The organism is Meridianimarinicoccus sp. MJW13 (assembly GCF_014901205.1).
In the GTDB taxonomy this organism is placed as follows: Bacteria; Pseudomonadota; Alphaproteobacteria; order Rhodobacterales; family Rhodobacteraceae; genus Meridianimarinicoccus.
This window is the reverse complement of the sequence record NZ_JACNMU010000005.1, coordinates 317,090-329,761: the sequence shown is the minus strand read 5'-3', so window position 1 is coordinate 329,761 and position 12,672 is coordinate 317,090. Positions and strand designations below refer to the sequence as shown.

Below are 12,672 nucleotides of genomic sequence, written 5' to 3'. Positions count from 1 at the left end.
AGCCGGGAGAACCGACAGATGACCGTCTATTTCATTGGCGCGGGGCCGGGCGATCCCGAGCTGCTGACGCTGAAGGCGCAACGCCTGATCGCCGCCTGCCCGGTATGCCTCTACGCGGGCTCTCTGGTGCCGGCCGAGGTGGTGGCCAATGCCCCCAAGGGCGCGCGGGTTCTGGACACCGCGCCGATGACGCTGGACGACACCCATGCCGAGATCGTCGCGGCCCATGAAAAGGGTCAGGACGTGGCGCGGGTGCATTCCGGCGATCCGTCGCTTTATGGGGCGATTGCCGAACAGATCCGGCGGCTGCGCGCCGATGGCATCGACTATCAGGTGATCCCCGGTGTGCCCGCCTATGCCGCTGCGGCCGCGGCGCTGGGGCAGGAGTTGACGGTGCCGGAGGTGGCGCAATCCATCGTGCTGACCCGGGTGTCGATGAAATCGACCTCGATGCCACCGCGCGAAACGCTGGAGAATTTCGCCCGCACCGGCGCGACGCTGGCCATTCATCTGGGCGTGCGTGCCCTGCGCGAGATCGAACGGGTGCTGACGCCGCACTACGGGTCTGATTGCCCGGTGGTCGTGGCCTATCGCGTCGGCTGGCCCGACCAGATGTTCATTCGCGGCACGCTGGCGGACATCCAGCAGAAGGTGCGCGCCGAGAAGATCACCCGCACCGCGCTGATCATGGTCGGCCCGGTGCTGGGCGAGGTCGCCGATTTCAAGGACAGCGCCCTGTATGATCCGGACGTGCCGCATGTGCTGCGGCCGCGGGTCCGGACGCCGGGGGCGGCCTGATGAAGGCGGTGCTGGCAGCGGCGGCGCTGGCCTCGGCTTTGCTTGGCGGGGGGGCGGCGCGAGCGGATTCCGCGGATTCGGCTGTTGCGGCCTTCGTCGAGGCCAATCTCATCAGCATTTTCTACCACGAGATCGGTCATGCCCTGATCGATCAGTTGGCGCTGCCGATCTTCGGGCAAGAGGAAGATGCGGCCGATGTGTTCTCGATCCTGATGATCGACGCGCTGTTCGAGGAAGACAGCGCCCAGGCCATCGCCTATGACGCGGCGCTGGGGTTCCTGGCCGAGGCGGAACTGCGCGACGCGACCGGCGACGATATCGCCTGGTGGGATGTCCACGGGGTGGATGAGCAAAGATTCTACACCACCACCTGCCTGTTCTACGGCGCCAATCCAGAGGTGCGCGACGATCTGGCCCGCGATCTGGCTCTGCCGGAAGAACGAGCCGAATATTGCGTGGAAGAGTTCGACATGGCCGCCGAAAGCTGGGGCGTCGCGCTGGAGGAAATCGCCGACGGACCGGGGCAACTGCAGCTGCATATCGAGGACGGCAGCGAGGGCTGGATGGCAGAGGTCATCGGCTCCGAGGTTGCGGAATTCAACGCGCTGTTCGGGTTGAAGCAGGATATCGACGTCTGGGTCATGGTCTGCGAAGAGGCCAATGCCTTCTACGATCCCGACACCATCGAATTGATCTTCTGTGTCGAATTCATCCCCCATCTGGAGGAACTGGCCGGGCATCTGTGACGCCCGGCGCAGCGCTCATTGCAGATCGGCAAAGGCCGCCTGCAGGCGTTCGACCGCTTCGACCACCCGCGCACGTTGGGTGCCGATGTTGAAGCGCAGGAAGCTCTCTCCGCCGGTGCCGAAGGTTGTGCCCTGATTGGCCGCGATGCGCGCCTGCTTGTAGACCCGGTCGGTGAACTCCGCGCGGCTCATGCCGGTGCCCGAGAAATCCACCCACGACAGATAGGTGGCCTGCATCGGCATTGACACCAGCCCCGGAATGGCGTTGACGCCGGCATCGAAAATGCGGCGGTTTTCATCAATATAAGGCACCAGCGCATCGACCCATGCCGCCCCTTCGGGGCTGTAGGCGGCGGTGATCATGTGTAGCCCGAAGGCGTTGGGCGACAGGCTGAGCGCCTTCTGACGGGCCTGGAAATCGGCGCGCAGCTTTGGATCGGCGATGATGACATTGCCGGTTTCGGCACCGGCGGTGTTGAAGGTCTTGGAGGCGGCGGTCAGCATCACCGTGCGCGCCTGAAGCCCGGGCGCGGCCAGCGGAAAGGCGACATGTTCGGCGCCGGGGAACACGAGGTCGTGGTGGATCTCGTCCGAGATCACCAGCAGGTCATGCTTTTCGGCAAAGGCAGCCACCTGCCGCAACTCGTCCCGCGTCCAGACCCGGCCACCGGGATTGTGCGGCGAGCACAGGATCAGCATCTTCTCGCGGCCAGTCAAAAGGGACTCGTAGGCGTCGAAGTCCATGACGTATTGGCCGTCTTCCTGGACCAGCGGGCATTCGGTGACCTGGCGTCCGGCAGCGGCGATGACGCGGGCGAAGGCGTGGTAGACCGGGGTGAACAGGATCACCGCGTCGCCCGGATCGCTCCAGACATCGACGCAGAGACCCACCGCGTTGCACAGACCATGGGTGGTCAGGATCGCCGCCGGATCGATGGACCAGCCGTGGCGGTTTTCCATCCACCAGCAGATGGCCGCACGATAGGCGCTGTCATCGGTGAAATAGCCAAACACGCCATGGTCGGCCATGCGCTGTACCGCGGCCTGGATCGGGTCGGCAGAGGCGAAATCCATGTCCGCAACCCACATCGCCAACCCGTCGTCGGGGGAGACGCCATAGGCGCTTTCCATCCCGTCCCATTTGGCGCAATGGGTGCCGCGGCGGTCAATCAGGGTGTCAAAGTGCGGGTCGAAGGCGTGGTCGTCTGGCATGGGATCCTCGGCGGTCGGGTGATGCGCGCAAGCTAGGGATCTGACGCGCGGGCGCAAGGGCGATTGCACGCCGGGGCACCTTGTCCTAAATGAGCGTCATGACCATCAAGCCGATCCTGATCCATCCCGACCCGCGCCTGAAAAAGCTGGCCGCCCCCGTGGCCGACCTGTCGGACGAGCTGCGCCAGCTGGCAGACGACATGCTGGAAACCATGTATGACGCGCCGGGCATCGGTCTGGCCGCGCCGCAGATCGGCCAGTTGACGCGGTTGATCGTGATGGATTGCGTCAAGGAAGAAGGTGCGGCACCGCAGCCCACGGTGATGTTCAATCCCGAGGTCCTGGCGGCCTCGGACGAGCTGAACACCTATGAGGAAGGCTGCCTGTCGATCCCCGAGCAATTCGCCGAAGTGACGCGGCCCGCCGAGGTCACCGTGCGCTGGATCGATCGCGACGGGGCCGAGCAGACCCGCGATTTCGGCGGGCTGTGGGCGACCTGCGTGCAGCACGAGATCGATCATCTGGATGGTAAGCTGTTCATCGACTATCTCAAGCCGCTGAAACGGCAATTGATCACCCGCAAGATGGTCAAGCTGAAGCGGGAACGCGCGCGGTTCTAGCGCCGTGGCGGCGGTCCGCGTCGGGCTGTGAGTATTTTTTCCAAGAAGAAATGGAGGGGCGCATGGCTGTCAGACCGTTCGTGATGTGGCCGGACAAGCGGTTGCGCACCCCTTGTGCCGATGTGCCCGAAGTGACCGAGGCGGTGCGCGCGATCTGGGCGGACATGGTGGAGACCATGGACGCCATGCCCGGGGTCGGGCTGGCGGCCTGCCAGATCGGGGTGATGCAGCGGCTGGCGGTGGTGGATGCCTCGGAAGCGCGCGGGCAGGCGGTGTGCATGGCCAACCCCGAAGTGCTGCACGCCAGCGTCGAGCCGCGTCAGCACGACGAGGCCAGCCCCAACCTGCCCGGTGTCTGGGCGACGATTTCGCGGCCGCGTGCGGTGACCGTGCGCTTCCTGAATGCCGAAGGCGCTGTCGAGGAACGCGATTTCGTGGGGCTTTGGGCGACTTCGGTCCAGCACCAGATCGATCACCTGGCGGGGCAAATGTATTTTGATCGGCTGAGCCGGACCAAACGGTCCATGCTGTTGAAACGCGCTGGCAAGCGCGCCGGATAGGAGACTGGGATGCGGGTGATCTTCATGGGAACGCCGGAGTTCTCGGTGCCGGTGCTGGAGGCGCTGGTGGAGGCCGGGCACGAGGTGGCCGCCGTCTATTGCCAGCCGCCGCGCCCGGCGGGCCGGGGCAAGAAGGATCGCCCCACGCCGGTCCATGCGCGGGCCGTGGAGATGGGGCTGGAGGTGCGCCATCCGGTCAGCCTGAAGGGGGGCGAGGCGCAGGCCGCGATTGCCGCGCTGAACGCCGATGTGGCGGTGGTGGTGGCCTACGGGCTGATCCTGCCGCAGGCGGTTCTGGACGCGCCCCGGCTGGGATGCCTGAACATCCATGCCTCGCTTTTGCCGCGCTGGCGCGGGGCCGCGCCGATCCATCGGGCGATCCTGTCGGGGGATGCCGAGACCGGTATCTGCATCATGCAGATGGATGCAGGGCTGGACACCGGCGCGGTGTTGTTGCGTGACGCCACCCCCATCGGCGCCGAGGAGACCACGGCGGATCTGCATGATCGACTGTCCGGGATGGGCGCGCGGCTGATCGTCGAGGCGCTGGAGCGTCTGCCGGACCTGGTCCCGGTACCGCAACCGGAAGCGGGGGTCACCTATGCCGCCAAGATCGACAAGGCCGAGGCGCGGATCGACTGGCACCGTCCGGCAGCAGAGGTGGATCAGCAGATCCGGGGGCTGTCGCCGTTTCCAGGTGCGTGGTGCGACGTCGCGGGCGCGCGGGTGAAATTGCTGCGCAGCCGGGTTGTCGCGGGGCAGGGCGCGCCGGGGCAGGTTCTGTCCGGATTCACCGTGGCCTGCGGCACCGGCGCCATCGAGGTGCTGGAAGCGCAGCGGCAGGGCAAGCGGGCGATGGTGGCCGATGAGTTCCTGCGCGGGGCGCCGTTGCCGGAGGTGCTGAGCTAGGGTCCTTTGGGGGCGCGCGGCTTGTAGGCCGGCAGGCGCCAGCCGAAGGCGATGGAGCCGGCCCGCAGCGCGAAGGTCACCACGGTGCAGGCCACCAGCGGTGCCCAGCCGGTGCCGCCCAGTTCCGCCGTCACCACCGAGGCCAGCGCCCCCGCGAAGGCGGCGGTCACATAGAGCTCTCCGGCCTTCAGGACCAGCGGCACCTCATTGCAGACCACGTCGCGCATCAACCCGCCCATGCAGCCGGTGGTGATGCCCATCAACAGCAGGATCAGCGTCGGCTGGCTGGTGGCCTTGGCCGCCGCGATGCCCGCCGAGACCGCCACCGACAGGGCCAGCGCATCCAGCCAGATCAGTACCTTGTATCGGCTTTCCAGCAGATGCGCGGTGAAGAACACCAGCACCGCCGCCGCACTTGCCACGAGGATCGGCCTTGGCGACGCGATCCAGAACACCGCGTCGTGTCCGATCAGCAGGTCGCGTACCGTGCCGCCGCCCACCGCTGTCAGGCAGGCGATGAAAAGGAACCCCACGATGTCGAGTTGCGCCCGGCTGGCCACCAGCGCGCCGGTCAGGGCAAATACCGCCACCGAGGCCAGGTCGAGCAGCGCCGGGGGCGTCACGTCCGGGCCTTCCGGGCCGGCTTGTAGGGCGCCATGCCTGCGCGGGCCAATTCGTCGGCGCGCTCGTTCTCGGGATGCCCGGCGTGGCCCTTGACCCATTCCCATGTCACGTCGTGACGGGTGCGGGCCTCGTCAAGGCGGCGCCAGAGGTCTTCGTTCTTCACCGGCTTGCGGGTCGAGGTCTTCCAGCCATTCTTCTTCCAGCCGAACATCCACTGGGTGATGCCGCCTTTCACATAGGCGCTGTCGGTGATCACCGTGACCTTCGACGGCCGCGACAGGGCTTCCAGCGCGTGGATCGCGGCCAGAAGCTCCATCCGGTTGTTGGTGGTGTCGGCCTCGCCGCCCGTCAGTTCACGCTCGCGCACCACCGTGTCGCCATCGCGGGCGATCAGCAGCGCGCCCCATCCGCCGGGGCCGGGATTGCCGGAACAGGCGCCGTCGGTATAGGCGAAGATCTCAGGCATGGGCGGTCACCATGATCCAGGGGGCAACGGTGCCATCGAGGCCTTCGTCGGCGCCATGGGCGATCTGGGACGGGGTAAACCCTGCGTCTGTCAGCAAGCCAGTCAATTCGGTCTCCGTCACATAGGTATAGCGACGGCCAAGCCGGTCGCGGGCCGTGGTGGTACCGGTTTTCATGGCAACAAGAAAGGGGCCTTGGGGCGGCAGGGCGGCGTGGATCGCGGCCAGGTGACGGGGCAGATCGGCGCGCGGGGCGTGCAACAGGCTGAAATGCGCCCAGACCGCATCGAACCGGCCCAGGTCGGGCACATGGTCAAAATCGCCTGGCAACACCGTCAGCCCGTGCCGTTCGTGGGCCACCCGCGCCATGCCTTCGGAGGGGTCCAGCGCCACCACGTCGTACCCCCGGTCGCGCATGCGGGCCGAGGCGGTGCCGACGCCGCAGCCCAGATCCAGAATGCGCCCGCCCGGAGCAACCTCGTCCAGAAAGGCATCGAGGCGCGGATAGGGTTTGTCCCAGGTAAAGCGGGTGCCGTAGTCTTCGGCCTTGTCGTCATAGACCGCCAGGGTTTCCGGGTCGGGCCCTCCGGTCAAAACAGCAGGCCCAGCGTCAGGCAGGCCAGAACCAGCGCGGACAGAAGGTTGCGCAGCCGGGTCCACCAGTCCGGCGTCAGCCCCCAGCGGGAAAACAGATGATCCAGCCCCAGCAGGCCCAGGTAGCCCGCGATCAGGAACCATGTGGCGCGTTCGGCCCCGCCGCCGACGAAGAAGAACGCCCAGAGCGCGGGCAGGGTGCTGAGGCCATAGCCCAGCATCGCCGTGCCGCCCTGCGCGCGGGTGGCAAACCCCCACAGCACGCCGGACATGAACGACAGGATGATGGTGCCGTAGAACACCAGCACGTATTGGCCCACGAAACGGGGCCCCAGCGCGGACTGGCCCCAGTCGAACAGCGCCGGGAAGATCTCGGTCAGCGCGCCCCAGGCAAAGGGCAGCACCCCGGCAAGCCCAAGGATCAGGGCAGAGCGGGGGATGGTGTTCATGCAGGTTCCCGCAGCACGCGCGGCACCTTGAACTCGACATCCTCGCGCGCCGTTTCCACCTGTTCGACGGTGACATCGAAACGGTCGCGGAAGGCGTCGATGACTTCGGTCACCAGTTCTTCGGGGGCCGAGGCCCCGGCGGTGATGGCCAGCGTGCGGATGCCGTCCAGCGCGCGCCAGTCGATGTCGCTGCCGCGCTGTACCAGTTGCGCATAGGCGCAGCCCGCGCGCGCGCCCACATCCACCAGCCGTCGCGAGTTGGAGGAATTCGGCGCCCCCACCACCAGCAGCGCATCGGCGCGCGGGGCGGCGGCCTTCACCGCCTCCTGCCGGTTGGTGGTGGCATAGCAGATGTCTTCCTTGTGCGGCCCGACGATGGCCGGGAACCGGGCGCGCAGGGCGGCGATGATGTCGACGGTGTCATCCACCGACAGTGTGGTCTGGGTCACGAAGGCCAATTGCGACGGGTCGCGCGGGGTCACATGGGCGACCTGTTCGACGTTTTCCACCAGCAGTACCTCGCCGTCGGGCAGTTGGCCCATGGTGCCGATGGTCTCGGGATGGCCGGCGTGGCCGATCATGATGATCTGAAGGCCGGTCTCGGCGTGGCGGGCGGCTTCGATATGCACTTTGCTGACCAGCGGACAGGTGGCATCCACGAAGATCATCTCGCGCTTGGCGGCGGCGGCGGGCACCGATTTCGGCACGCCATGGGCCGAGAAGATCACCGGGCGGTCGTCGGGACAGTCGTCCAGTTCTTCCACGAAGACCGCGCCCTTGGCCCGCAGCCCGTCGACCACGTATTTGTTGTGCACGATCTCGTGGCGCACGTAGACCGGCGCGCCCCATTTCTCCAACGCCATCTCGACGATCTTGATGGCGCGATCCACGCCCGCGCAGAAACCGCGCGGTGCGGCCAGAAGGATGGTCAGGGGGGGCTTGGTCATCGCGGACTCCGTTTTTCTTTCATGTAGGCCCCCGCGCCGCGCGCGTCCAGCACGACAGGTGCCGGGGCGGCGTGCGCGGGGGCCTGGAGGCAACTGGTTGTGATCCGGCGTGACTTGCGGAAACGGCCACAGGGGCAGAGCCTTGACCAAGGGGAAACTGGAGGATGACCGATGGCGACGATCAAGGTGATGACGGTGGCAGGGCTGGCAGTGCTGGGGCTGTCCGGCGGGGTCAGGGCGCAAGACTGCGATCCGGGGAAATCCGGCTATGACCTGACCGGCGAGGAAGCGGCGGAAGTCTATGACTGCATCGCCGAGGGGCTGAAGGCGGGCTATGACAGCGGCCCGAAACGTTGGATCCCGGCAGAGTTCGTGGCGGACTATCGCGGCTGGACTGCGGCGTCGGCCTTTCCCGCCGCGCCCGGAATGCACAGCGAGCGGTTCCTGCTGACTTTCGTCAACGACACCGGCGCTGAGGCCTACATGCAATATGCCGAAGATCCGGTGATCCCGGCGGGCACGGTGATTGCCAAGGAGAGCTTTTCGGTCAGCGAGGCGGGCAAGGTCACGCCCGGACCGCTGTTCCTGATGCAGAAGGTTGCGGCGGGCACCTCGCCTGAAACGCTGGACTGGTATTATATGGCCGTCGCGCCATCCGGGGCGCCCATGGGGCTGGACGTGATGACCGCCTGCAACGAATGCCACCTGGGCTATGACTTCCAGGGCGGGCTGGGCTACCCGGTGGAAGACGCGCGTATTTCCAATTGACCGAAGGGTGCGGCGGAACGAAAAAAAACGCCCGGTGCTGGTGCCGGGCGTTTTTCTGGTCAGGGGGCGGGATCAGGCGTCTTCGGATTGGGCCGCGTCCTGAAAGCCGGTTTCCCGAGGCTCGCGCGGGGGGCGGCCGATCACATCCTTCAACTCGTCCAGTTCGATGAAATTGTCGGCCTGGCGGCGCAGATCGTCCGAGATCATCGGCGGCTGCGAACGGATCGTCGACACGACCGACACTCGCACGCCCTTGCGCTGCAGGGCCTCGACCAGCGGCCGGAAATCGCCATCGCCGGAAAACAGCACGATGTGATCCACATGCGGGGCCAGTTCCAGGGCATCGACGGTCAGTTCGATGTCCATGTTGCCCTTGACCTTCCGGCGCCCCATCGAGTCGGTGTACTCCTTGGCGGGCTTGGTCACCATGGAGAAGCCATTGTAGTGCAGCCAGTCTACCAGCGGGCGGATCGGCGAGTATTCGTCGTTTTCCAGAAGCGCGGTATAGTAGAAAGCTCTCAGAAGCTTGCCACGGCGCATGAATTCCTGCCGCAGCAGCTTGTAGTCGATGTCGAAGCCCAAGGACTTGGCAGCGGCGTACAAATTCGAACCATCAATGAACAAGGCAAGCCGTTCATCGCGATAGAACATAATAGTTCCTTCCCAAAATTGATGCGGAATGGCAGTTGCTGGTCGCCTGCCCGCATATTCTATAGTGACTTCGTTTGAGTAACAGGTGTCCGAAAGCACCCTTTGAACAGGTAGCGAAAAATGGTAGCGCCGCAAGTCGAACTTCACAATACCGTCATGAATATCTTCGTCGCTCTTGGTGCCAACCTGCCGTCGACCGCCGGTTCGCCACGGCGGACCTTGCAGGCGGCCTTGCGGGAAATTGACAGTGGTTTCACGCAATTAGAGGCGCTAAGTGATTGTTATCAAACTCCGTGCTTCCCAGATGGGGCTGGTCCGGACTATGTCAATGCTGTCGCAAAAGTGAATTCCCGCTTGAGCGCAAACTCGCTTATGGCGCGACTGCACGAGATTGAATCCCGTTATGGTCGAACGCGCGATGAGCGCTGGGGTGCGCGGGGTATCGATCTTGATCTACTTGCATATGACGACAGTATTCTACCGGATCGCGCCACCTTTGAGCACTGGTCGGGCCTGTCGCCGGACCTGCAGGCGCAGGCCGCGCCCGATCGTCTGGTGCTGCCGCATCCGCGCATCCAGGATCGCGGCTTTGTTCTGGTGCCGATGCACGACATTGCGCCTGACTGGCAACACCCGGTTCTGGGCCGCAGCGTGGCCCGGATGCTGTCCGATCTGGGCCCGCAGGGCAGGGCCGGGATCACGCCGATCGGCTGGACAGACTGACCGTTCCTTTGCGCTTGCAACCCCTTGCGATCTTGCATAGGTTACAGGCTTGCCGAAATGCCCCCGAGGAGATTCCGATGGCTCGCGTCACTGTCGAAGACTGCGTTGACAAAGTTCCCAACCGGTTCGAACTGGTCATGCTCGCCGCGCATCGCGCCCGCGAAATCGCCAGCGGCGCACCGCTGACCGTCGATCGGGACAACGACAAGAACCCGGTGGTCAGCCTGCGCGAAATCGCCGAGGAAACCCAGAATACCGACGATCTGCGCGAGCGGATGATCGAAAGCCATCAGACCCAGATCGAGGTCGATGAGCCGGAAGACGATCAGATGTCGCTGCTGATGGGGGTCGAAGCCGACAAACCCGCAGAAGAAGACATGTCGGAAGAAAAGCTTCTGCGCGCGCTGATGCAGGCGCAGGAAAACGGCTGACACTTACAACAGGACACCGCGCGTCGTGCAGGAAAGTCTGATCCCGGTCGACGATCTTGTCGCGCGTGTCAAGGAATACAATCCGCGGACGGATGAAGCCAAGCTGCGTCTGGCCTATGATTATGCGCGCAAGGTGCATGAAGGGCAGTTCCGCCGCTCGGGCGAACCCTATATCGTGCACCCGGTCGCCGTCGCCGACATGCTGGCGCGTCAGCATCTGGACGACAGCACCATCATCACCGCCATCCTGCACGACACGGTCGAGGATACCGAGGCCACCCACGGCGACATCACCCGTCTGTTCGGGGCCGAGGTTGCCGAGCTGGTCGATGGCGTCACCAAGCTGACCAACCTGCAGCTCAGTTCCACCGAGACCAAGCAGGCCGAAAACTTCCGCAAGCTGTTCATGGCGACGTCCAAGGATCTGCGCGTGGTGCTGGTCAAGATGTTCGACCGCCTGCACAACATGCGCACCATCAAGTCGCTGCCGCCGGAAAAGCAGGCGCGCAAAGCCCGCGAGACCATGGACATCTATGCGCCGCTGGCCGGCCGCATGGGAATGCAGGGGATGCGGGACGAGCTTGAGGATCTGGCCTTCCAGGTGCTCAACCCCGAACAGCGGACCGCCATCATCCGCCGCTTTCTGAAGCTGCGCGAGAAAGCCGGCAATGTCATCGAGAAGATCTACGAGGACATGGTTGCCGAACTGACCGAATACGGCATCGAGGCCGAGGTCATCGGCCGCGCCAAGAAGCCCTATTCGATCTGGCGCAAGATGGAGCAGAAGGAAATCGGCTTCTCGCGCCTGTCCGACATCTATGGCTTCCGCGTGATCACCAGCAACGAGATGGATTGCTACCGCGTGCTGGGCGCGATCCACCATCGCTGGCGCGCGGTGCCGACCCGGTTCAAGGACTATATCAGCCAGCCCAAGCAGAACGGCTATCGCAGTCTGCACACCACGGTGCTGGGCCGCGACGGCAAGCGGGTCGAGGTGCAGATCCGCACCCGCGCGATGCACGATGTGGCCGAGGCCGGGGTCGCGGCCCATTGGGCCTACAAGGATGGCCAGCGCGCCGAGAACCCCTTTGCCGTCGATCCGCAGTCGTGGATCGCGCAACTGGCCGAACATTTCGAAGCCTCCGCCGACGATGACGAGTTCTTCGAGGCGGTGAAGCTTGAGATGTACCCCGACAAGGTGTTCTGCTTCACGCCCAAGGGCGATGTGGTGAAACTGCCGCGCGGGGCGACGCCGCTGGATTTCGCCTTTGCCATCCACACCCGCATCGGTTCGGCCTGTGTCGGTGCCAAGGTCGATGGCCAGCGGGTGCCGCTGTGGACCCAGTTGCGCAACGGCCAGTCGATCGAGATCATCACCGCCGAGGGCCAGAGCCCGCAAGCCACCTGGATCGACATCGCCGTCACCGGCAAGGCCAAATCCGCCATCCGCCGGGCGCTGCGCGCCGAGAACCGGTCGCGCTTTGTCAAGCTGGGCCGCGAACTGGCCCGCGTGGCCTTCGAACAGGTCGACAAGCGGGTTACCGAAAAGGCCCTGACCACCGCCGCGCAGCGGCTGGGACTGGGGCGCGATAGCGAAGAGCTTCTGGCGCGTCTGGGCAGCGGCGAGATCGTCGCCCGCCGCGTCGTCGAAATCCTCTATCCCGAGTTGAGCGAATATCGCGGCGACGAGATCGAGACCCGGCGCGCGGTCATCGGTCTCAGCCCGGACCAGAACTGGGATCGCGGCCCCTGCTGCCAACCGGTGCCCGGCGAACGCATCGTCGGCATCACGCGGCCGGGCCGGGGCGTCGTCGTCCATGCCATCGACTGCCCCTGTCTGGTGGAATTCGAGGACGAGATGGATCGCTGGATCGACCTGCGCTGGCACAGCGGCCCCCATGCGGCGGTACACCCGTCGGCCTTCGACGTCACGCTCAGCAATGATGCCGGGGTTCTGGGACGGATCTGCACCTTGATCGGCGAACAGAAAGCCAACATCTCGAATCTCGTTTTCGTAGACCGAAAGCCGGACTACTATCGGATGCGGATGGAGGTGGAACTCAGCGATACCGAACATCTGCACAGGGTCATGACCGCGCTGGAGGCAGAAAGCAACGTCGCGGCCATCACCCGGTATCGCGCAGGGATCGATGCGTGACCATCTGAGACGATTGGG

General features: G+C 65.2%; 16 protein-coding genes. 9 read left to right on the top strand and 7 right to left on the bottom strand.

All coding sequences use genetic code 11. From position 1 onward, the window contains the following. The first annotated feature begins 18 nt into the window (after positions 1–18). The gene (cobM, locus tag H8B03_RS11365) at positions 19–798 is read left to right on the top strand and encodes a precorrin-4 C(11)-methyltransferase (protein WP_193141860.1); all 780 of its coding nucleotides are present in this window, start codon (positions 19–21) and stop codon (positions 796–798) included. Then, positions 798–1,544 (top strand): DUF4344 domain-containing metallopeptidase, encoded by a 747-nt coding sequence (locus H8B03_RS11360; RefSeq protein WP_226925858.1) that lies wholly within the window; start codon positions 798–800, stop codon positions 1,542–1,544. The genes cobM and H8B03_RS11360 overlap by 1 nt, the downstream gene beginning before the upstream one ends. 15 nt (positions 1,545–1,559) lie before the next feature. On the opposite strand, the gene H8B03_RS11355 is transcribed toward H8B03_RS11360, so the two are convergent. Then, positions 1,560–2,756, bottom strand: a complete 1,197-nt coding sequence (locus H8B03_RS11355) for a MalY/PatB family protein (RefSeq protein WP_193141859.1) — start codon at positions 2,754–2,756, stop codon at positions 1,560–1,562. A 98-nt stretch (positions 2,757–2,854) separates the two neighbouring features. On the opposite strand from H8B03_RS11355, the gene def (H8B03_RS11350) reads away from it, so the two are divergent. The 3 genes from def (H8B03_RS11350) to fmt all read left to right on the top strand — a co-directional run bounded on the left by def (H8B03_RS11350) (position 2,855) and on the right by fmt (position 4,845). Further along, positions 2,855–3,376 carry a peptide deformylase gene (gene def, locus H8B03_RS11350; protein ID WP_193141928.1) on the top strand — a complete coding sequence of 174 codons (522 nt, stop codon included), beginning with the start codon at positions 2,855–2,857 and terminating at the stop codon, positions 3,374–3,376. 62 nt (positions 3,377–3,438) lie between these two features. Continuing rightward, positions 3,439–3,936 (top strand): peptide deformylase, encoded by a 498-nt coding sequence (gene def, locus H8B03_RS11345; protein WP_193141858.1) that lies wholly within the window; start codon positions 3,439–3,441, stop codon positions 3,934–3,936. A 9-nt stretch (positions 3,937–3,945) separates the two neighbouring features. Continuing rightward, complete coding sequence (gene fmt, locus H8B03_RS11340) at positions 3,946–4,845, top strand: methionyl-tRNA formyltransferase (protein WP_193141857.1); 900 nt, start codon at positions 3,946–3,948, stop codon at positions 4,843–4,845. On the opposite strand, the gene H8B03_RS11335 is transcribed toward fmt, so the two are convergent. Genes H8B03_RS11335 through ispH form a run of 5 tightly spaced genes read right to left on the bottom strand, consistent with a single transcriptional unit; the run spans position 4,842 to position 7,923 of the window. Then, entirely contained in the window at positions 4,842–5,468 is a 627-nt protein-coding gene (locus tag H8B03_RS11335; protein WP_193141856.1) for a trimeric intracellular cation channel family protein, read from the bottom strand. The genes fmt and H8B03_RS11335 overlap by 4 nt on opposite strands. Then, positions 5,465–5,935: a ribonuclease HI gene (gene rnhA / locus H8B03_RS11330; protein ID WP_193141855.1), complete on the bottom strand. Its 471-nt coding sequence runs from the start codon at positions 5,933–5,935 to the stop codon at positions 5,465–5,467. The genes H8B03_RS11335 and rnhA overlap by 4 nt, the downstream gene beginning before the upstream one ends. Next, the gene (locus tag H8B03_RS11325) at positions 5,928–6,527 is read right to left on the bottom strand and encodes a class I SAM-dependent methyltransferase (RefSeq protein ID WP_193141854.1); all 600 of its coding nucleotides are present in this window, start codon (positions 6,525–6,527) and stop codon (positions 5,928–5,930) included. The genes rnhA and H8B03_RS11325 overlap by 8 nt, the downstream gene beginning before the upstream one ends. Next, the gene (locus H8B03_RS11320; RefSeq protein WP_193141853.1) at positions 6,524–6,976 is read right to left on the bottom strand and encodes a DUF3429 domain-containing protein; all 453 of its coding nucleotides are present in this window, start codon (positions 6,974–6,976) and stop codon (positions 6,524–6,526) included. Before H8B03_RS11320 ends, H8B03_RS11325 begins: the two co-directional genes overlap by 4 nt. After that, entirely contained in the window at positions 6,973–7,923 is a 951-nt protein-coding gene (gene ispH, locus H8B03_RS11315; RefSeq protein WP_193141852.1) for a 4-hydroxy-3-methylbut-2-enyl diphosphate reductase, read from the bottom strand. Before ispH ends, H8B03_RS11320 begins: the two co-directional genes overlap by 4 nt. A 171-nt stretch (positions 7,924–8,094) precedes the next feature. Here ispH and H8B03_RS11310 point away from each other — a divergent pair, with 171 nt between their 5' ends. Further along, complete coding sequence (locus H8B03_RS11310) at positions 8,095–8,691, top strand: cytochrome P460 family protein (protein WP_193141851.1); 597 nt, start codon at positions 8,095–8,097, stop codon at positions 8,689–8,691. A gap of 72 nt (positions 8,692–8,763) precedes the next feature. On the opposite strand, the gene H8B03_RS11305 is transcribed toward H8B03_RS11310, so the two are convergent. Then, entirely contained in the window at positions 8,764–9,342 is a 579-nt protein-coding gene (locus H8B03_RS11305; RefSeq protein ID WP_193141850.1) for an NYN domain-containing protein, read from the bottom strand. A 156-nt stretch (positions 9,343–9,498) separates the two neighbouring features. On the opposite strand from H8B03_RS11305, the gene folK reads away from it, so the two are divergent. From folK to H8B03_RS11290, 3 genes are all read left to right on the top strand, one after another. Beyond that, positions 9,499–10,065, top strand: a complete 567-nt coding sequence (gene folK / locus H8B03_RS11300) for a 2-amino-4-hydroxy-6-hydroxymethyldihydropteridine diphosphokinase (RefSeq protein WP_193141849.1) — start codon at positions 9,499–9,501, stop codon at positions 10,063–10,065. Positions 10,066–10,142: 77 nt separating this feature from the next. Then, complete coding sequence (gene rpoZ / locus H8B03_RS11295; protein ID WP_193141848.1) at positions 10,143–10,496, top strand: DNA-directed RNA polymerase subunit omega; 354 nt, start codon at positions 10,143–10,145, stop codon at positions 10,494–10,496. Between the two features lie 37 nt (positions 10,497–10,533). Continuing rightward, positions 10,534–12,654: a bifunctional (p)ppGpp synthetase/guanosine-3',5'-bis(diphosphate) 3'-pyrophosphohydrolase gene (locus H8B03_RS11290; RefSeq protein ID WP_193141926.1), complete on the top strand. Its 2,121-nt coding sequence runs from the start codon at positions 10,534–10,536 to the stop codon at positions 12,652–12,654. Positions 12,655–12,672 lie beyond the last annotated feature (18 nt).

Excerpts from the sequence above, each read along its gene's own strand:
- H8B03_RS11305 (WP_193141850.1), bottom strand. The coding sequence starts at position 9,342 with ATGTTCTATCGCGATGAACGGCTTGCCTTGTTCATTGATGGTTCGAAT.
- folK (WP_193141849.1), top strand. The coding sequence starts at position 9,499 with ATGAATATCTTCGTCGCTCTTGGTGCCAACCTGCCGTCGACCGCCGGT.
- rpoZ (WP_193141848.1), top strand. The coding sequence starts at position 10,143 with ATGGCTCGCGTCACTGTCGAAGACTGCGTTGACAAAGTTCCCAACCGG.
- cobM (WP_193141860.1), top strand. The coding sequence starts at position 19 with ATGACCGTCTATTTCATTGGCGCGGGGCCGGGCGATCCCGAGCTGCTG.
- def (WP_193141928.1), top strand. The coding sequence starts at position 2,855 with ATGACCATCAAGCCGATCCTGATCCATCCCGACCCGCGCCTGAAAAAG.
- rnhA (WP_193141855.1), bottom strand. The coding sequence starts at position 5,935 with ATGCCTGAGATCTTCGCCTATACCGACGGCGCCTGTTCCGGCAATCCC.
- fmt (WP_193141857.1), top strand. The coding sequence starts at position 3,946 with ATGCGGGTGATCTTCATGGGAACGCCGGAGTTCTCGGTGCCGGTGCTG.
- H8B03_RS11355 (WP_193141859.1), bottom strand. The coding sequence starts at position 2,756 with ATGCCAGACGACCACGCCTTCGACCCGCACTTTGACACCCTGATTGAC.
- def (WP_193141858.1), top strand. The coding sequence starts at position 3,439 with ATGGCTGTCAGACCGTTCGTGATGTGGCCGGACAAGCGGTTGCGCACC.
- H8B03_RS11310 (WP_193141851.1), top strand. The coding sequence starts at position 8,095 with ATGGCGACGATCAAGGTGATGACGGTGGCAGGGCTGGCAGTGCTGGGG.
- H8B03_RS11320 (WP_193141853.1), bottom strand. The coding sequence starts at position 6,976 with ATGAACACCATCCCCCGCTCTGCCCTGATCCTTGGGCTTGCCGGGGTG.
- ispH (WP_193141852.1), bottom strand. The coding sequence starts at position 7,923 with ATGACCAAGCCCCCCCTGACCATCCTTCTGGCCGCACCGCGCGGTTTC.
- H8B03_RS11360 (WP_226925858.1), top strand. The coding sequence starts at position 798 with ATGAAGGCGGTGCTGGCAGCGGCGGCGCTGGCCTCGGCTTTGCTTGGC.